The 17649-nt window shown below is 51.1% G+C and carries 18 protein-coding genes; 4 read left to right on the top strand and 14 right to left on the bottom strand.

Translation table 11 applies throughout. The features are described from left to right. Window positions 1–9 precede the first annotated feature (9 nt). From EDC33_RS10525 to EDC33_RS10555, 7 genes are all read right to left on the bottom strand, one after another. Window positions 10–1905 carry a heavy metal translocating P-type ATPase gene (locus tag EDC33_RS10525; RefSeq protein ID WP_124011144.1) on the bottom strand — a complete coding sequence of 632 codons (1896 nt, stop codon included), beginning with the start codon at window positions 1903–1905 and terminating at the stop codon, window positions 10–12. Window positions 1906–2102: 197 nt separating this feature from the next. After that, window positions 2103–2327 (bottom strand): hexameric tyrosine-coordinated heme protein, encoded by a 225-nt coding sequence (locus EDC33_RS10530; RefSeq protein ID WP_094906905.1) that lies wholly within the window; start codon window positions 2325–2327, stop codon window positions 2103–2105. A gap of 130 nt (window positions 2328–2457) precedes the next feature. After that, entirely contained in the window at window positions 2458–2979 is a 522-nt protein-coding gene (locus tag EDC33_RS10535) for an SRPBCC family protein (RefSeq protein WP_124011145.1), read from the bottom strand. Window positions 2980–3065: 86 nt separating this feature from the next. Next, the gene (locus EDC33_RS10540) at window positions 3066–3800 is read right to left on the bottom strand and encodes an SDR family oxidoreductase (protein WP_124011146.1); all 735 of its coding nucleotides are present in this window, start codon (window positions 3798–3800) and stop codon (window positions 3066–3068) included. 280 nt (window positions 3801–4080) lie between these two features. Beyond that, on the bottom strand, window positions 4081–4476 hold the full coding sequence (locus EDC33_RS10545; RefSeq protein ID WP_124011147.1) for a type II toxin-antitoxin system death-on-curing family toxin: 396 nt from the start codon (window positions 4474–4476) through the stop codon (window positions 4081–4083). Continuing rightward, window positions 4473–4703 carry an AbrB/MazE/SpoVT family DNA-binding domain-containing protein gene (locus tag EDC33_RS10550; protein WP_124011148.1) on the bottom strand — a complete coding sequence of 77 codons (231 nt, stop codon included), beginning with the start codon at window positions 4701–4703 and terminating at the stop codon, window positions 4473–4475. The genes EDC33_RS10545 and EDC33_RS10550 overlap by 4 nt, the downstream gene beginning before the upstream one ends. A gap of 97 nt (window positions 4704–4800) precedes the next feature. Next, window positions 4801–5580, bottom strand: a complete 780-nt coding sequence (locus EDC33_RS10555) for a CHAD domain-containing protein (RefSeq protein ID WP_124011149.1) — start codon at window positions 5578–5580, stop codon at window positions 4801–4803. Between the two features lie 332 nt (window positions 5581–5912). Here EDC33_RS10555 and ggt point away from each other — a divergent pair, with 332 nt between their 5' ends. Next, window positions 5913–7628, top strand: a complete 1716-nt coding sequence (gene ggt, locus EDC33_RS10560) for a gamma-glutamyltransferase (RefSeq protein ID WP_371868346.1) — start codon at window positions 5913–5915, stop codon at window positions 7626–7628. A gap of 67 nt (window positions 7629–7695) precedes the next feature. Here the strand turns inward: ggt and EDC33_RS10565 are convergent, their stop codons facing one another. Further along, on the bottom strand, window positions 7696–9285 hold the full coding sequence (locus EDC33_RS10565) for a glutathione ABC transporter substrate-binding protein (RefSeq protein ID WP_124011151.1): 1590 nt from the start codon (window positions 9283–9285) through the stop codon (window positions 7696–7698). A 187-nt stretch (window positions 9286–9472) separates the two neighbouring features. Here EDC33_RS10565 and EDC33_RS10570 point away from each other — a divergent pair, with 187 nt between their 5' ends. Next, a complete protein-coding gene (locus EDC33_RS10570; RefSeq protein WP_124011152.1) occupies window positions 9473–10564 on the top strand; it encodes a glycerol dehydrogenase in 1092 nt (363 codons plus the stop codon). Window positions 10565–10630: 66 nt separating this feature from the next. Here the strand turns inward: EDC33_RS10570 and EDC33_RS10575 are convergent, their stop codons facing one another. After that, window positions 10631–11110 carry a hypothetical protein gene (locus tag EDC33_RS10575; protein WP_124011153.1) on the bottom strand — a complete coding sequence of 160 codons (480 nt, stop codon included), beginning with the start codon at window positions 11108–11110 and terminating at the stop codon, window positions 10631–10633. A gap of 153 nt (window positions 11111–11263) precedes the next feature. Here EDC33_RS10575 and EDC33_RS10580 point away from each other — a divergent pair, with 153 nt between their 5' ends. Beyond that, the gene (locus EDC33_RS10580; protein WP_124011154.1) at window positions 11264–12394 is read left to right on the top strand and encodes an NADH-dependent flavin oxidoreductase; all 1131 of its coding nucleotides are present in this window, start codon (window positions 11264–11266) and stop codon (window positions 12392–12394) included. 43 nt (window positions 12395–12437) lie between these two features. Here EDC33_RS10580 and EDC33_RS10585 read toward each other — a convergent pair whose 3' ends face one another. From EDC33_RS10585 to EDC33_RS10595, 3 genes are all read right to left on the bottom strand, one after another. After that, on the bottom strand, window positions 12438–12929 hold the full coding sequence (locus EDC33_RS10585; RefSeq protein ID WP_124011155.1) for a dihydrofolate reductase: 492 nt from the start codon (window positions 12927–12929) through the stop codon (window positions 12438–12440). A gap of 12 nt (window positions 12930–12941) precedes the next feature. Further along, the gene (locus EDC33_RS10590) at window positions 12942–13361 is read right to left on the bottom strand and encodes a pyridoxamine 5'-phosphate oxidase family protein (protein WP_124011156.1); all 420 of its coding nucleotides are present in this window, start codon (window positions 13359–13361) and stop codon (window positions 12942–12944) included. A 92-nt stretch (window positions 13362–13453) separates the two neighbouring features. Next, the gene (locus tag EDC33_RS10595; protein WP_094906917.1) at window positions 13454–14917 is read right to left on the bottom strand and encodes a PTS transporter subunit EIIC; all 1464 of its coding nucleotides are present in this window, start codon (window positions 14915–14917) and stop codon (window positions 13454–13456) included. Window positions 14918–15099: 182 nt separating this feature from the next. On the opposite strand from EDC33_RS10595, the gene EDC33_RS10600 reads away from it, so the two are divergent. Further along, window positions 15100–16599, top strand: a complete 1500-nt coding sequence (locus EDC33_RS10600) for an FAD-dependent monooxygenase (protein ID WP_124011157.1) — start codon at window positions 15100–15102, stop codon at window positions 16597–16599. A 50-nt stretch (window positions 16600–16649) separates the two neighbouring features. Here the strand turns inward: EDC33_RS10600 and EDC33_RS10605 are convergent, their stop codons facing one another. Beyond that, window positions 16650–17402: a tryptophan-rich sensory protein gene (locus tag EDC33_RS10605; RefSeq protein WP_124011158.1), complete on the bottom strand. Its 753-nt coding sequence runs from the start codon at window positions 17400–17402 to the stop codon at window positions 16650–16652. Window positions 17403–17435: 33 nt separating this feature from the next. Continuing rightward, window positions 17436–17567 carry a hypothetical protein gene (locus EDC33_RS12890; protein ID WP_282957579.1) on the bottom strand — a complete coding sequence of 44 codons (132 nt, stop codon included), beginning with the start codon at window positions 17565–17567 and terminating at the stop codon, window positions 17436–17438. Between the last annotated feature and the right edge of the window lie 82 nt (window positions 17568–17649).

Below are 17649 nucleotides of genomic sequence, written 5' to 3' on the forward strand. Positions count from 1 at the left end.
CCATCAATTCTAACTGTAGCGTTCCTGCAGTTTCTTTTCCTTCGGTACATGTTCCTTGATCTTCCTGAGCCGCATCGCATTCAGGATGACGAGCAGGATGCTCACTTCGTGGATCAACATGCCGCTGGCGAGATGGATGTAGCCGTACAGTACACCACCGAGCAGGAGTGCGACGGTGAGCAGTGCGATGGCTGTGTTCTGCAGCATGACCCTATAGGTCATCTTGGATATTGTGAACCCGTGTGCCAGCTGCTCCATCCTGGAGCCCATGAGCACGACGTCCGCCGTCTCCATTGCGATGTCCGTGCCGCCATGTCCCATGGCGATGCCGACGTCTGCGAATGCGAGTGCGGGTGCATCGTTGATGCCGTCGCCGACCATCATCACCTTGCGGCCGCGCTCCTTCTCATCTTCGATATACTTCATCTTGTCGTCAGGCATGAGTTCTGCGTGGAAGCCGTCCAGTCCGAGGATGTCGCTGACCTTTTTCGCGGAGTGGTAGTTGTCACCCGTCAGCATGACGAGTGAGCCGACGCCCTTGTCCCTGAGTGTCTGGATGGCAGTGAAGGCATCCTGCCTGATCTTGTCCATGATGGACAAGATGCCGACGATCTGGTTATCGCGAGCCACGAATATTGCGGTGTTGCCTGCCTTCTGCTGGTCGATATACTTTGCTTCGGTATCCGTATCAAGCTCAATATTGTAGTCTTCCATCAGTTTTTTATTGCCAATGATATACTTTGCACCTTCGAATATGCCGCTTACGCCTTTGCCCTTGATGGCTTCTGCGTCTTCGACAGTGCTCTTTTCGACAGGAATGGATTTTGATTTCGCTTCCTTGACGATGGTCTGTCCAAGATGATGCTCACTGACCATCTCAACATTTGCGACCTGTCTCAGGAAGTTTTCTTCATCTGTATCATCGAATATCGTGATGTCTGTGACGGTCGGACTGCCTTCCGTGAGTGTACCGGTCTTATCAAAGATGACCGTATCGACTTTCGCGAAGTTGTCGATGACTTCCCCACCCTTGATGAGTGCGCCGTTCTTCGCGCCGTTGCCGATGCCTGCCACATAGGCGACCGGTGCACCGATGATGAGTGCGCCCGGACATGCGATGACGAGGAATGTGATGGAAAGATGCAGGTTCCGTGTAAGGAAGTAGACGACGATGGCGAGTACGACGATGGCTGGTGTGTAGTATTGGGCAAATGTGTTGAGGAACTTCTCTGTGCCGCTCTTCCGCTCCTGCGCCTCCTCGACCAACTCTATGATTTTGGAGAAGGTCGTGTCCTCCCCGACTTTCGTTGCTGTCAGTTCAATGTATCCGCTGTCCAGCACACTGCCGCTGAAGACCTCCGCGTCTTCGGCCTTGAACCGCAGGTTGGATTCTCCTGTAATTGCTGCTTCGTTGATGTGGGCCTGCCCGCTCAGGATTGTACCGTCGACCGGCACTTTGCCGCCCGGCCGCACGATGACATGGTCACCGGCCTCCACTTCATCCACATCGAGTTCCATCTCTTTGCCATCCCGTATGACCGTTGCCGTTGCCGGTGCCATATCCACCAGGGACTGGATGGAGCTCCGCGTCTTGTTCAGTGTCCGCTTCTCGAGGTACGCCCCGAACAGGAACAGGAATGTGACGATTGCCGCCTCCGTATATTCCTGGATGAACATCGCCCCGATGACTGCGATGGTGATTAGGAGTTCGATGCTGAAGCTCTTCATTGTGAGTGCCATCCATGCCTTGTTGATGATCGGGCCGATTGCAACGACTGTTGCGACGATGAAAGTGATGTTTGTAACTTCACTGTAGCCGAGTATCCCCGCCACTATACCGATTACGATCAATGCGCCTGAAATGTACATCAATTGGTTTAAATGCCTGTTGAACCACTTGCTCATAATTGCCACCTCTTCCTTAATTTTTAAATCCGTGCTTCCTGTTACTTATAATTATAGAGGCAGCACATGAAATAAAAATTGACGGCCATCAAGTATCTGGGGCAAGCGGAAGATTATTCAACAGACCCTTGTATATGCCGGCATCGCTTGAAAAACGCATAATAAAAACCCTCCTTAGAATAAGGAGGGCGGATGCGCTACTTCCAATAGTCGTTTGCCGCCGCAACTGTCTGGTAGTGGATGGCGATCACCTGGGAGGCCAATGTCAGGCTGTCTGCATTTTCTGCATAGATGCCTCTCAGCTTCTTCCTAACCTCTGCGTCCGGCTGTGTCAGTGCAACCCCTTTGCGTGCCAACTTGATTGCCAACTCATATCCTTCCTGCGGTGTATCCGTCTTCAAACTGGGCAGCCACTCTTCCATAAGACCGATTCCTCCTTAAATATGATGTATGACTCCCTTTGATTATAGAATAAAAAGCTGTAAATGTAATCTTTTGATTTTTACAGCCTGTGACATGTACTTTCATGGTTGCTTTCTGTATTACCAACTTCTACTCGGGCAGCCCATCACTGTCCTGCTTCTTCTCCCCTTCGCCCTCTTCCTTTTCAAGGGCTTCTGCGACTTTATCCTCCGCCGCCTTGAAATCATGATCTTCCGATGGTCTCGGTTCTCCGGTTTCGGCGATATGCTTGATATTCCCGACCTGGAACTGCCATCCTGTGAAATCCTGTGCCACAGTCCCGAATTCATATGGTAATTTTTCTTCGAATATGAGTTCCGTATAATAGCCTGTCGATTTCAACTGCATATCCACTTCTCCGGTATCCCATGTGAATCTGAGGTGTTCAGGCGCTTCATGGATCAGCACATCCATCTCCTCATACTTGTCATCTCCCAGGTCGAACAGCAGCTGATGCCTGTTTCCATCCTGCCTGAAGGAGAGCTGGGGAAACCACTGCCTGATTCCTTCCGTCGTCCCGATATATCTGAAGATAGCCTCGGGCGTTGCATCAATCTCAATTCTGATGGTCTGATACGCATTGTTCTCATCTTTATCGTAGAAGATTTCCATATTCAACCTGCTTTCCGGTAGTGTAATTACACACTACATATACCCCGTCAAAAGGATATTAAAGGTTATCGCATCATTTGGCTGACTTACCGCCTAAAGCCGCCTTCGCTGTTGATTACCTGTCCGGTGATCCATGCACCCTCCCTGCTGTGGAGGAAGAGGAGAAGATTGGCTACATCAGAAGGTGTGCCCCATCGTTTGGCGTTGAAGCGGCTTTCAATCTCATGGTAGAGTTCCGGGTCTTCAATGTAGCCCGTATCCGTCGGACCCGGGTTCACGGCGTTGACACGGATATCCATGCTGCCCAGAACGTGGGAAGCCTGTACCGCCAGGTTGGCAACCGCCGCCTTCGATACGGCATAGGGAATTTCATTCGTCATCGGACCCAGCTTCTGACCTGAGGCGAACAGGGTGATGCATCCTGCAGTGTCTTCGAAATTTTTCCGGAATTCCTGGATCAACAGCATGCTTGAAGTGACATTCGTCAGCAGGTGACTGTTGATCTCTTCGAATGACCAATCTTCCATTTCACACTCTGTACTGTGCGCATGACAGAGTATCATATGGCTGAATGGCTCATGGTTCGAAAGTTCAGCAAGCAGTTTTTCCACTCCCTCTTTTGTCGAGAGGTCGGAATCCTCCAGTCTCGTGACCTTGTCCATCGAACGCTTTTTCCCTGCATCACTGTAGCCGATAGCTTCATCATATCCTGCGGATCCGTGCGCATATACTGCGTACCCCGATTCCGCAAACTTCCGGGCCAATTCGCTTCCGATGCCGCCCGGCCTGCTGACGCCGGTGATCAATATCCTCTTATACATGGGACATCCTCCTCATCACTTATTGTAATGACCAACCATTACTGTGTTGAATTGCCTTTAAGGTCATTATACATGTTGGTAATTAAAAAGTTGCATAAATAGGGAAAGACAGGATTTGAAACAATATTAAAGCCCCCTTAAGATGAAAAAATCTTAAGGGGGCTCGTTATTGATCAGCCTCTTTTGGCCATTTCGAACTCATGTCTCATGTCCGCAGTCGGGGCTGAGCCGATTTTGGAAAACATTAAGATTGCGAGTGATGAGAATAGGAATCCTGGTATCAGTCCGTACATTTAGTATGAAGTGCCAACCACTCCGCAATTTCTTTTTCTTCAATTTTATCCGTGGCAACCCTTACTGTGTACTCAGTAAATTCATCCGGTCCAACTGTCAGGGTAACACCATTCAACCGGAGAAAAACATATAATGCATTGGCTGCCGTACGTTTGTTTCCGTTAAAAAATATATGTTTTATAATTATGTTCCTATATAAATTTGCAGCCTTCAGTTTCAAAGTGGGATAAAGTTCTCTCCCATAAACTTCCTGTTTAGGCGACTCGATGGTCATATTCAATGAATTTGGCTCTCTGATTCCAATCTGTTCTTTGGGAGAATAGTTTTTTATTACGTTGACATTGATGAGTACCAAATCCTGCTCTGTTAAATAATAAATCATCTCTCTACCAGATCACGCATGGTCTTGTCATACTTCTCGAACATTTCATTGGAAAGTGTCAATATATCCTTTTGTGAATCTTCCTCTTTCCTTATAACTACTGCTTCATCCTCTATGACGAACTCCAGATTGTCCCCTTCCCCAGCATTCAATTTTTCGAGAATATCTTTAGGTATGCTGACAACGGTACTGTTCCCTGTTTTCCTTATTTTTCTTTGAATAGACATAATATCAACCCCTCATTAAAAGTATATACGTATATACTTTTCAAATCAATATTCAGTACTTATAATGATAAAAATTTTATCAAATGGTTTTCACTATCTAAGGCTGTCTCGCCTGCTCCTCGATCCGGCTCATGTACTGGAAGGTCATCTGCAGGTCCTCATCCTCCACTTTTTCTGCCAGCTGTTCAAGCAGATGCTGATTGATCCGGGCATCGGTCACTTCCCCAAACTGATCCTGGATCTTCTTGGCCCGCTTCATGAGCTTCTTGTGCTTCTTCGAAGTCAGGCCACCGAAGTAGCGGGCGGCATACCTGAGTTTCTTCGCACGCTTACGGATGTCATACACCGCCTCATAGTCGCTCATATCGACATTATCATAATCCTCTGCAAGCTTGCGGCTCCGCTTCTTCAGCCGTTTTCCGATATATTCATCCCAGTCGCCGTCGATTTCAAACTTCAATGCATGGGTTGCGGAGTCGACGCTTTCGATTGCTGATACTGTAGACTGGATATTCGTCTTGTTGAACGTCCGGCGCATCTCCCTCGCACGTTCCTGATTGAGATATTTGAACATATCCCTGTAATGGTCGCTCAAGTCAGGCTGACGCAGGGCAATCTCACTGCACAGGTCGATGAGTACATCGAATTCCCTCAACCGTCCATATATCTGTGCAAGATCCTTCAGTTCCTTGTTGAGGCGGTCATATTCCTCCTCGTCGAAAGTATGCTTCAGGAAATTCAGCAAGCTACGGACCTTTCTCGAACTCACCCTCAATGCGTGCGCCGTCTTCGGATGGTATGGATTGTTCTCATAATCCCTGTAGGATTTCTTCAGCTTCTCCACACGTTTATACAGCACGTTCTTCAATTCTTCCATTCTGCTCACTCCTTTCCTTTTCTATACCCTCCCCCGCTCTGCAAATACCTACTTCTTTGTGACCCGAATACTGCGTCCCTACCCATGTGCCACAGTGCAGCGTTGACGCATATGGAAAATATTGCTACTATTAGTTTAATAGTTGTAATATTACAAAAATTAATATAATGCTTCACCCCCACACATATGGCAGGACCGCTTGCGCAATTCCGATTACATAATATGGACTGGATACCGATGCACGGATATCAAGCCCATATTAATAAATTATAAGGGGTGTAGTGATGAAGGAGTTTCTTGTACGTTCCAGTTTGATGTTTGGCGTATTGCTGATGATTATCACGACAGTATCCCAAGGCGTCCTCGCAGCAGACTACGAAGCGGATTACGGTACGGAAAATGATGTGGCAGAAGCGAATGGCGGCATGGTGGTTTCAGCCCACCCGCTCGCATCCGAAGTGGGTCTGGATATTCTTGAGTCGGATGGCAACGCCATCGACGCAGCCATTGCGATGCAGTTTACATTGAATGTCGTGGAACCCATGATGTCCGGCATGGGCGGGGGCGGTTTCATGGTCGTCCATGACGGGGCGACGGGTGAAACGACCATCGTCAACAGCCGGGAACGGGCACCTGCCGGTGCCACACCAGATATGTTCCTCGGTGAGGATGGAGAGCCGATTCCTTTTGAGGAACGTGTCATGCAGGGGACTTCAGTCGGTGTTCCTGGCACGTTGAAGGGTCTGGACACTGCGCACCAGATGTGGGGCACCATGGCCATGCCTGATCTGGTCGATCCGGCGATCCATATCGCAAGTGAGGGCTTCCCGATCGATGATGTCCTTGCCTTCTCCATTGAGGACAGCCAGGAAAAGCTGATGGAAAGCGCAGCAAGTGAAGTATTCTTCAATGATGGCGAACCGCTGTCTGAAGGGGATACCCTAGTCCAAGAAGACCTTGCACATACACTGCAGCTGATCAGAGACAATGGCATCGACCACTTCTACAACAGTGAGATTGCAGAAGCTTTGGCGAATACCGTCCAGGAATTCGGCGGCTCGATGGAGAAGGATGATCTGATGCAGTATGACGTGACGGTCGATGAGCCGGTATGGGGAGAATTCAAAGGCTATGACATCGCCACGATGCCGCCACCGAGCTCCGGCGGCGTCTTCCTCCTCCAGATGCTCGGCATACTGGATGGCTTCGACCTTTCCCAATATGACATGAAGTCCTGGGAGAAATACCACCTGATGGCGGAGACGATGCACCTGTCCTATGCCGACCGTGGTGAATATGCTGGGGACCCTGAATTCGTCGAAGTACCGATTGAAGGACTCCTCCACCCGGATTACCTCGAAGAGAGACGGAACATGATCAGCCTCGATTCGGTCATCGAAGAACCGGAACCGGGCAATCCGTTCGACTACCAGGGCGGCATGGCGGACTATGATTCCGTCGACCAGCCGGGAGATAAAGTCGACGGACAGACGACACACTTCAGTGTCGCCGACCAGTACGGCAATGTCGTCTCCTATACGACCACAATCGAGCAGGTATTCGGTTCAGGCATCATGGTTCCGGAATATGGATTCATGTTGAACAATGAATTGACCGACTTCGATGCAGAGCCGGGCGGCGCCAATGAAGTCCAGCCGAATAAGCGTCCGCTCAGCAGCATGACCCCGACCATCGTCTTCGATGATGGCAAGCCGATGCTGACCGTCGGATCACCGGGCGGACAGACGATCATCACTTCCGTGCTGCAGACCATCATCAACAACTTCGAATATGAGATGGAACTGCAGGCGGCGGTTGAAGAACCGCGCATCTTCACGAATGGCATGGAGAACTACACCTATGAGGAAGGGGTGCCGAGTGATGTCATCGACCGGCTGAACGGCATGGGTCATAACTTCGGTGACGAGCCCGAGTCCCTCGGCAACGTCAACAGCATCCTGATCGATCAGGAGAACGGCACCTTCAGAGGGGTTGCCGACAGCAGCCGCAACGGGGCCGCCCTCGGCCTGGAACCTGTAGCGCAGTAGGATTATTATAAAATATTTCAGGCAGACCAAAAAACGCATTACCCGCTCGGGTAATGCGTTTGTCATTTTATCTGTGTACGTCCTTCAGGAAATGGAAGCTTGCAGGATGCTGTCCGTATCCTTCAATGTCCGCTCCGAGTCCTGTGAGCAGTGATGGATGGTAGATCGGGATGATCGGTGATTCGTCGAGGATGATCTGCTGGGCCTCTTCATAGAGCGCCAGTCGGCTGGCCTCGTCGGTTTCCGAACGAGCTTCGTCAAGCAGTGCATCGACTTCCGCATTTTGATAGCGGGAACGGTTGCCGGATGTACCGATGTTTGAGGAATGGAACAGTGCATAGAGGCCATAGTCGGCATCCAGAGTCACCGTACCCCAGCCGCCGATGAACATGTCATGATCTCCGCCCCCGACATAATCGAGGAATGCACCGGATTCGAGCTGGTAGATTTCAAGCTCTATGTTCAGGTCGGCCAGCTCCTCCTGGATGAATGCTGCCATATCTGCAGCCGTCCGGTCCATGACCGTAATCTCGGCAGTGAAGCCGTCTGCATATCCACTCTCTTCAAGCAGTGCTTTTGCCGCTTCCTTGTCATTCTCAACGGTGTCCAGGTCATCACTATGTCCAAACACGGCCGGCGCCAGCGGTGTATCCGCCACTTCCGCCCGGCCGACCAGCATCTCGTCGATGATGGCTTGCTTGTCGATGGCCATGGCGACGGCCTGCCTTACAGACGGATCATCGAACGGCGCCTTATCCGTATTGAATCCGACATACTCCATCCGGACACTTTCCGTTTCGTTCATTTTCGTATCATTCGACTCATCGATCTGTGCATAGTCGTTCGGGTCGACCGGATAGATCAGGTCGGCTGTGTCTGTCATGAGTTCCGCGATGCGGGTCGCATCTTCAGGGACTGCCTTGAAGGTGAAGGATGCCGATTTGGCCGGCTCTCCCCAGTAGTCTTCATTGCGCACGAGTGTCACGTAGTCCCCTTCTGAAATCTCCTCGAATTTGAACGGCCCTGTGCCGACCGGGTTGCGGTTGACCTCGGTAAGGATCTCTCCACCTTCTTCATACTGTGCGTAGTCTTCCTCGATGACAGCCGGGCTGATCATACCGCCCGCCGGGTGTGCCAGGTGCGACGGCAGGGCAGCGAACGGGTGGATGGTCTTGATATGTACTGTGTTTTCGTCCACCACTTCAACAGAATCTATCAGTTCAAAGAGGAATGCCACCGGTGCTCCCACTTCCTCATCCCTTACACGGTCGAGATTCGCCTTGACCGCTTCCGCATTGAACGGGGTACCGTCATGGAATTCGACGCCTTCCCTCAATTTGAATTCCCACGTCACATCATCAATCTGCTCGTAGGATTCCGCAAGAGCGGGTTCGATATCAAGTTCCGGCGTGAATCGCACCAGGCCTTCATATATATTCACGTTCACATGGTTCGACGGCTGGTCATTCGCCGCATGCGGGTCCATGGAATTCGGTGTTGCAAGCAGGCTCATAGTGATGTCATCGGATGTTTCCGCATCATCGGCGCTTGCCTCACCGTCCCCTTCCGCCTCCTCTTCCACGCCACTGTCATCTGTACACGCAGCCAGTACAAGCACGAACAATACCGACAGCATCAAAAACAAATACTTCTTCATCTCTCTACCTCCATTTTCATATACACACCATTATACATAGTTATGTACTCGGAATGAAGGCGCAAACTTACCATTTTGGTAGGGATAACCTGCAGCTTCTGATACGCCATGTTTAAAAGTATATACAGAGGATAAATGAAGGATACATGAAAATTATAAAGACAATATAAAAATGGAGGTCTTTCCAATGGCGAAAAGCGTATTCCAATCTCCCGGCAAATATATACAGGGAGCAGGGGTCCTCGAGACCCTGGGCGAAGAGACGGAGAAACTGGCCAAAAACCCCCTTGCCATCTCTGATGAGATGGTCTGGTCAATTACTGGGGAGAAGATTAAAGAAAGCTTCCGCAATGCCAATATCGATTTTGTATATGAAGAATTCAAAGGCGAAGCCTCTGAAACTGAAATTGACAGACTGAGTGATGTTGGAAAGGAAAATGACGTAGACATCATCATTGGTATAGGTGGCGGCAAAACTTTGGACACTTCCAAAGCGATTGCTGACAATTTGAAAGTACCGGTAATCATTGTTCCGACCACGGCTTCCACCGATGCCCCAACCAGCTCCCTTTCTGTCATATATTCCGATGATGGTGAATTTACCGGCTACCGGTTCTATGACAAGAACCCAGATTTGATTCTTGTCGATTCTGAAGTCGTCGTAAACGCACCAATAAAGTTATTTACTTCAGGCATGAGCGATGCCATGGCCACGCTTGTGGAAGCCCGTGCAGTATTGAAGAGCAACGGGGAAACGATGGTAGGCGGGCAACCTACACTTGCTTCAGTCGCAATAGCTGAAAAATGTGAAGAAACATTGTTCAAGCATGGTCATGCAGCTTACAAAGCAGCATCCAAAGGGCTAGTGACACCACAGGTGGAAGCCGTTATAGAGGCCAATACCCTTCTGTCCGGTCTTGGTTTCGAAAATGGCGGCCTTGCTGCTGCCCACGCAATCCATAACGGCTTCACTACCCTTTCAGGGGATATCCATCACCTCTCCCATGGTGAAAAAGTGACCTATGGTACACTCGTCCAGCTGATGCTTGAAAACAGTTCTGATGAAACAATGCTCAGGTACATCGAGTTCTACAAAAGTATTGGCATGCCAACGACACTTAAAGAAATGCATCTTGAAGACACAAACTATGAGGACCTCGTAAAAGTGGGGCAATTGGCCACGGACCCGAACGACACATTTGCCAATCTGAGCGACAAGATCACTCCAGAAGAAGTGGCGAATGCCATCCTTGCTGTCAGCGAGCTAAGCAGCAGATGAGAATTCTCGCAAAACATCAATCTTTAGTAGAACCTGGCGGTTCCATTCCTGCCAGGTTCTATTTATTCAATAGATGAAATGCACAGCGGTCAGGATGAACATCGAAACGCCGAGGCGGATATGGAGTTTCCTGATTTTGATCCTCGGATCGACCAGCAGGCGGTACCAGCCCGAGAGGACGAGAACAAACAGGTTGATGGACGCGAGGAAACCGGTCAGTATCTTCATGTTGCCAAGATTGAATCCGTATAGAGCGACCACCGCCCAGGCGTGCAGCAGTATGATCAGAAACGCCCCCGTCCCCACCCATCGGTGGTACGGCCGGATCCGCTTGGACATTGTGGCGAGCCTGATCTTCGTCTGCCTGTTTTCGATGTTCCGGATTGTGGAGAAGACCGCGTTGCGGGTCCAATTGAAGATGAAGAACAGGAAGCCCGTGAAACCGAGGAGGATATGGATGTATGATGTATGGACCGCCACACCCGAAGCGACATTCCATATCGCCCAGATGAGCAGCAGCCCATTCAATAGAAACCAGATGCTCATGTTTTTATCCTCCATCATTTTTTCTCTTCATACTCTACCATATTTCCTTCCCTTAACCACCCTGCCGAACAGGAAAATTGAAAAGATGGAAAGCAGATTGGTATAGTATATCCTGTTGCACCAATCAAGAAATATCAGGAGGCTTCAAACACAATGAACGAAAAGTATGCACCCCTGTTCGAGACCGTTCCATTGCCGAACGGCGTCGAGCTCAGGAATAGATTTGTATTGGCACCGATGACACACGTCACCTCGAACGATGATGGCACCGCATCAAACGCGGAAATCGAATATATCGGCAAACGCTCCAGAGGCATGGGACTCGCGCTCACTGCAGCTTCCAATGTAACAGACCTCGGCAAGGCCTTCCCCGGCCAGCCGTCCATCGCCCATGATTCGGATATCGAAGGTCTGAAGAATGTTGCCCAAGCCATGAAGGCCGACGGTGCGAAAGCCGTCGTCCAGATCCACCATGGCGGCGTACAGGCACTGCCTGAGCTGACGCCGGGTGGCGACTCTGCCGGACCGAGCCCGATCACCATGCAGAGCTTTGGCGAAGCGGAACCGCATGATGCGCGTGAAATCACCGAATCGGAGATCGAGGAGACGATCAAGGCATTCGGCGAGGCGACACGGCGCGCGGCAGAAGCAGGATTCGACGGCGTGGAAATCCATGGCGCGAACCACTACATCATCCATCAGTTCGTCTCCCCCTACTTCAATAAGCGGATGGACAAATGGGGAGGAGACCGCTACCTGTTCGCGATGGAAGTCGTCGACGAGGTGGTCAAGGCAGCCAAGACACATGCGGGCGATGACTTCATCATCGGCTACCGCTTCTCTCCTGAAGAGCCACAGTCTCCCGGGATAGACATGGAAATCACCGAAACGCTGATCGGCAAGCTGGTCGAGAAGTCGCTCGACTACCTCCACGTCTCGCTGTTCGATATACATTCGGAGACACGCGACGGCAAGTACGCAGGCATCGAACGCGTCGAACTGCTGCATAAATGGATCGGTGGCCGCATGCCGCTGATCGGCATCGGCTCCATCTTCACGCCGGACCAGGCGCTTGAAGCCGTTGAAGCAGGCAACGTCGACATGATCGCCCTCGGCCGTGCCGCACTGCTCGACTATGACTTCGTCAAGAAGACGGAAGCCGGCAGGGAAGATGAGATCATCAATGTGTTCGATCCGGAGCGGTCGGACAAGCACGAACTGCCGGACCCGCTGTGGCAGCAGCTCTATAAAGGATTCTATCCCGTACCGCGCACGGACCAGTAGAAAGAAGTCCCCGTATCCATGATACGGGGACTTTCTGTATGCATCACTTGCGCCGCCATACCTCATAGGTGTGCGGATATTTGTTCTTCCCATCGACAGGGCCGTCCCATGATTCTACACGTTCGAACGGGGTGTAGTCGAAATCCGGCGGGAAATACGTATCTCCTTCGAAAGTGTCATGGATGACGGTGCGATAAAGTACATCGACCTCATTCTCAAACAACCTGAATAGTGTACCACCGCCGATGATGTAGAGGTCCTCCCCGTTCTCCTCTTCAAGCGCCAGTATCTCCTCTTTGGAATGTACGACGATGGCACCCGGTGCCTCGTAGTCCGCCTGCAGTGTGAGGACGATATTGCGTCGGCCCGGCAGCGGCCGGTTGGGGATGGTCTCATATGTCTTTCGGCCTGTGACGATATCTCCCTGCATCGTCACATCCTTGAAGAATTTGATGTCGGCCGGGAGCCGCCATGGCAGCGCCTTATCCCTGCCGATCAGTTTGTTTTCGTCTTCCGCCCATACGTAGGCAAGCATCCTACCCTCTCCTTATAGTGACAATTTCACTTCTTCATACTTATCATCATTCATGATCTTTATGTCCGTCGGTGTAATCTTCAGCACTTTGAGATGTGGATTGTCCTTGGAATCGAAGAATTCCGCATCGGCATCTTCCCACACCCAGTCGATCGTCTCCTGGTCATTGATGCGTTCGACATCGCCATATACTTCAACGAACGCGTGACTCGGGGAGTCATGGAACCCAAGCAATACATGCGCTTTCGGGTTATCCCCGAGTTCATCATATTTCGACGACTGGTCATTCGTCTTCGCATACAGCGTCAACCCATCATTATAGAACCACATGTAACGTGCATTCGGTTCATTATTCTGTGCTGTCGAGAGGACACCGATCTTCGATTCATCCAATATTTCAGTAATGCGTTCTATCACCTTCGATTGTTCCATCGTATCACCTGTCCTTATTGTTGATTTATATATATCCATATCCTGAATCACGGCGTTTGAACCATCGAAGTTCGATTTCCTGGATTAAAGAATCATTTCGCAAGGTCCGCTTTGGCCGGATTCTTTGGCTTTTCGCGCTTCTTCGCCATTTCCATTCTGTCATTATAGCCCCATACATAAGTGAGGCCGAAGGCTACGAAAAGGGTGATTGCTGTGACGAGGATGGCGTACCAGAAATTCGCAGTGATGCCGTTATCCGGATCTATGAACGATGGCAGGCCGATGAGGGATCCGATGATGCTCCACATGTTGATGTTGAGGAGCCCGGCCAGGAAGCCGCCAAGTGCACTCGCGATGCTCGCACAGATGAACGGTCTGCGGAAACGCAGATTGATGCCGTAGATGGCCGGCTCCGTAATGCCGCAGAAGGCGGAGAAGGCGCCTGCATACCCGATTTCCTTGATGTCGGCCTTCTTCGTCTTGACGGCTACTCCAAGTGCTGCCCCACCCTGTCCGACGATGGTCATGCTCACCATCGCAGAAAGATAACTGTAGCCAAGGGTCGCAAAGTCGTTGACATAGATCGGAATGATGCCCCAGTGCAGTCCGAATATCACCAGCAGCTGGTAGAATCCATTGATGATCGCACCGAATATCGGGGCATTCAGATTCAGCATCGACTCCAGCCCATTGGCGAGCAGTGAGGAGAAGCCGATCAGCACCGGCCCGGTCAGGATGAGGGTGATGGTCGACACAATTCCAATGACGGCGATGGGGATGAAGATCGCCTGTATGTAGGCGGATACCCATGTCTTCAGCCACTCTTCAAGCTTCTTGACCATCCATGCGGCAAGTATCATCGGAAAAATCGAATAGGTATATGCCAGGAATGGAAAGTCGACCGTGCCGATCGAGAAGATGCTGACGTCGCTGTTTGCCGCTTCAAGTATCGTCGGATGGATGATGACGCCCCCGATGACGGCTGTCAGCAGCGGATTGCCGTCAAGCCGTTTCGCCGCATTGAAGCCGACCAGTACTGGGAGGAAGTAGAATACCGCATCAGCCATGGCATTGATGATCAGGTAGGCCGTCCCGGTATCGGAAATGATGTTCGAACTTGTCAGTACAGCAAGGAGCCCCTTGATTATCCCTGCGGCAGCAAGGATGCTGATGATCGGCATGACGGCGCCGGTAATGATGCCGATCAGGGTGTTGAAACCATGCCGTACTTTTTCAGAAGCGGTTCTGTCCGCTTTAGGACCGGCTGAAGGTGCATCTTCCGAATCCGTTTCATCAGAGAGAGACAGTTGGCTGACCACTTCCTTATGGATATCATCGACCGCAGGCCCAACAACAACCTGGTACTGGCCTCCTGCCTCCACCACCCCCATGATGCCCTCCAATTCCTTTATCCTCTCACTGTCCGGGAGGGTGTCGTCCTTCAGATAGAAGCGGAGACGGGTGACGCAGTGGATCACTTTATCGATGTTCCCTTCCCCGCCTACGAGCCTGATGATGTCACTGGCCAGTATGCGGTAGTCCTTTTTATTCTTCATATATGGATTGCCCCTTTCTTTCCAATATGTAATGGGATGATTGTTCAGACCCTATCATTCTAGCATAGAATCCGGGGTGCAGAACCGCGGGTGTCATTCGAATCCGCAGGAGGAACCCAAGAGGATAATGGGTATAGTAGTAATGAATGATGGAAGGACAACGCATCACGGAGGTGATATGCATGGAAAATGAAGTATTGATCGTCGGTGCAGGACCGACCGGCCTCGCGCTTGCCATCGGACTGGAGAAGCAGGGAGTACCGTTCCGCATCATCGAACAGAATGACGAGCCCGGTAAGACGTCGAGGGCGATGGTCGTCCATGCCCGGACACTCGAGTTCTATCGACAGTTCGGACTGGCACATCGGTTGACGGAAGCCGGCATCGTGGAGGATGCCGTGCACATCTATAAGGACCGTCTCGAGGTCGGCAAAATCCCACTCGGGGAGATGGGCACAGGAATCACCCCCTACCCCTACCTGCTGAGCCTGGCGCAGGATGTACATGAATCCATCCTCGTCGAATACCTGGCCTCAAAGGGTATACGGGTGGAATGGCAGACCGAACTGATTTCATTCGAAGAAGAGGAAGACCACATCGAAGCAGTGATTCAGAACCACTCAGGGAACTCCCGTTCCAGATATGCTTATGTATGCGGATGTGATGGTGCACATAGCACAGTACGGCATCAGCTCGATCTTGATTTCCCCGGCGGCACGTACAGCCAGATCTTCTTTGTGGCAGACGCAGAAAACACCCAGCCGTTCAAAGGGATGTCGGCCGGCTTCCGGGGCAGCGAGTTCAATCTGGCACTGAACATCCGGACAACCGGCACCGTCCGTCTGATCGGCATCATCCCACCCCACTTGATCGATCCCGAACCCCCTCAGGAGTTCTCTCCGCTCATCCCCCATGTCGAGAGCGTACTGCCCATCAAAGTGGGAGAGGTGAACTGGTATTCTCCCTACAGGGTCCATCACCGTGTGGCGGATAAATTCAGGAAAGGCCGGGCCTTCATTTTGGGGGATGCCGCCCATATACACAGTCCGGCCGGCGGGCAGGGCATGAATACAGGCATCGGCGATGCCTTCAACCTGTCATGGAAACTCGCCTGTGTTTTAAAGGGAAGGATGGACCCCGCCATCCTGGATACGTACGAGACGGAACGGATCGCCTTTGCACGGAAGCTCGTTGCGACCACTGACCGCATATTCAGGGAAGCGGTCAACAGGAAACGGTTCAGGAACATCATGATGCCATATATATTCCCGAGAGTGGTGCAGTCCTACAAAGTCCGACGCATCCTCTTCAAGATCATTTCCCAGACAAGGATCCGTTATCCGGACAGTGAGTTGAGTACGGGCAGAAGTGGGGGCATCAGAGGCGGTGACCGCCTGCCTTGGCTGCCCATTGAAGAGGGTGACAACTTCGAACCGCTCACTAGTGTGGATTGGCAGCTCCATGTCTATGGCCGTCCGGCCAAAAATATCAGACACCTGTCCGACCGGTCCGGCCTCCCGCTCCACTACACACGATGGACGAGGGATATGAAGAAGAAGGGTATCAAAAGAAACTCCGCCTTCCTCGTCCGGCCGGACGGCCACGTCGGAGTGGTCGCCACCACGGCAAACATCAGGCCGATCGAAGAGTATGTGGAACGCTTCAACCTTAAGATGAGATAGAATACGCCCCTGATGCTGTCGGCATCAGGGGCGTCTCCCATTGATTATTCCTATCGATTTTCTGCAGGCCTCCCCGATCCACTGCGCACCTTCATGAAGATGACGATGATTGCGGTGATCAGCAGTATGACCGATCCGACGAGGAGGACGATATCCAGGCTGCCATACTCACCGGCATTTTTCGTGTATATGCCGAAGTATGGCCAGATGATGATAAGGGGATACAGCCAGTCTCTGAAGTAGATTCCGATGGCAACACCAATCAGTGTCGCCACAGCCAGTATGAGGAGCGTCCATCCAAGCTCACCCATTCCAAAGAGGCCGTCAAGGTTGTACTTCTCCGTCAAATTGAAGATATTGACGATGGTCGCCACCGTCACCCATGCGAAGTAGATGGAAAACGGCAGCCGATCGAACCAGTGGTAGCCGGTTTCCGTCAATGTGGTATACATTTCCGCCAGCGTATACAGCAGAGCGATGATCACAATGACGGAGGCGAATATCCACTGCTGCGTGAAGACGATGATCCACAGGGCATTCAGCATAAAATTGACGATCGGCCAGAACTTCAGGCGGGAGGCCACGGATTCCTCACATGTCTTCGCAAAGAATGCCTTTATTATCCAGATGAACAGCAGAATATAGATCAGTCCCCAGATGGAGAATGCAAATCCTGCCGGCTGGATGATCGTTTCATTGTTGTTGGCCACCCCGCCCACATTGGTGGTGGTCAAATAGTTTACGAATATCATGACGATGAATGCGACAAGGTACCCGGTCGCCCACTTCTTCTGTCTGGACATATGACTTCACTCTCTCTATAAGTAATAGTGTCCTTATCTGTTCTCTCTATAGCGGCCAATGAAACATTCTACTTCTGCACACCTTCTTAAGCTCAGTTGCAGGACGTTCAGCATCTTCACTGTAATCGGTGCGCTTGTTGCATAGACAACCCCACCGACAAGCATGGTAACCGTAACATCGCCCCCCGTGGTCATTGCCCATAAAAATGAAAGCACCATGCCAATAAAATCGGGAATATAGGTCCCA

Origin of the sequence: Salinicoccus roseus, assembly GCF_003814515.1 — a bacterium.
Taxonomy (GTDB): domain Bacteria; phylum Bacillota; class Bacilli; order Staphylococcales; family Salinicoccaceae; genus Salinicoccus; species Salinicoccus roseus.

Coding starts and splice junctions, on each gene's coding strand:
- EDC33_RS10530 (WP_094906905.1), bottom strand. CDS start 2,327: ATGGAAGAGTGGCTGCCCAGTTTGAAGACGGATACACCGCAGGAAGGA.
- ggt (WP_371868346.1), top strand. CDS start 5,913: ATGATTATCACGACAGTATCCCAAGGCGTCCTCGCAGCAGACTACGAA.
- EDC33_RS10550 (WP_124011148.1), bottom strand. CDS start 4,703: ATGTCTATTCAAAGAAAAATAAGGAAAACAGGGAACAGTACCGTTGTC.
- EDC33_RS10590 (WP_124011156.1), bottom strand. CDS start 13,361: ATGGAACAATCGAAGGTGATAGAACGCATTACTGAAATATTGGATGAA.
- EDC33_RS10525 (WP_124011144.1), bottom strand. CDS start 1,905: ATGAGCAAGTGGTTCAACAGGCATTTAAACCAATTGATGTACATTTCA.
- EDC33_RS10555 (WP_124011149.1), bottom strand. CDS start 5,580: ATGGAAGAATTGAAGAACGTGCTGTATAAACGTGTGGAGAAGCTGAAG.
- EDC33_RS10570 (WP_124011152.1), top strand. CDS start 9,473: ATGGCGAAAAGCGTATTCCAATCTCCCGGCAAATATATACAGGGAGCA.
- EDC33_RS10535 (WP_124011145.1), bottom strand. CDS start 2,979: ATGGAAATCTTCTACGATAAAGATGAGAACAATGCGTATCAGACCATC.
- EDC33_RS10545 (WP_124011147.1), bottom strand. CDS start 4,476: ATGATTTATTATTTAACAGAGCAGGATTTGGTACTCATCAATGTCAAC.
- EDC33_RS10540 (WP_124011146.1), bottom strand. CDS start 3,800: ATGTATAAGAGGATATTGATCACCGGCGTCAGCAGGCCGGGCGGCATC.
- EDC33_RS10605 (WP_124011158.1), bottom strand. CDS start 17,402: ATGTCCAGACAGAAGAAGTGGGCGACCGGGTACCTTGTCGCATTCATC.
- EDC33_RS10575 (WP_124011153.1), bottom strand. CDS start 11,110: ATGAGCATCTGGTTTCTATTGAATGGGCTGCTGCTCATCTGGGCGATA.
- EDC33_RS10600 (WP_124011157.1), top strand. CDS start 15,100: ATGGAAAATGAAGTATTGATCGTCGGTGCAGGACCGACCGGCCTCGCG.
- EDC33_RS12890 (WP_282957579.1), bottom strand. CDS start 17,567: ATGCTTGTCGGTGGGGTTGTCTATGCAACAAGCGCACCGATTACAGTG.
- EDC33_RS10595 (WP_094906917.1), bottom strand. CDS start 14,917: ATGAAGAATAAAAAGGACTACCGCATACTGGCCAGTGACATCATCAGG.
- EDC33_RS10580 (WP_124011154.1), top strand. CDS start 11,264: ATGAACGAAAAGTATGCACCCCTGTTCGAGACCGTTCCATTGCCGAAC.
- EDC33_RS10565 (WP_124011151.1), bottom strand. CDS start 9,285: ATGAAGAAGTATTTGTTTTTGATGCTGTCGGTATTGTTCGTGCTTGTA.
- EDC33_RS10585 (WP_124011155.1), bottom strand. CDS start 12,929: ATGCTTGCCTACGTATGGGCGGAAGACGAAAACAAACTGATCGGCAGG.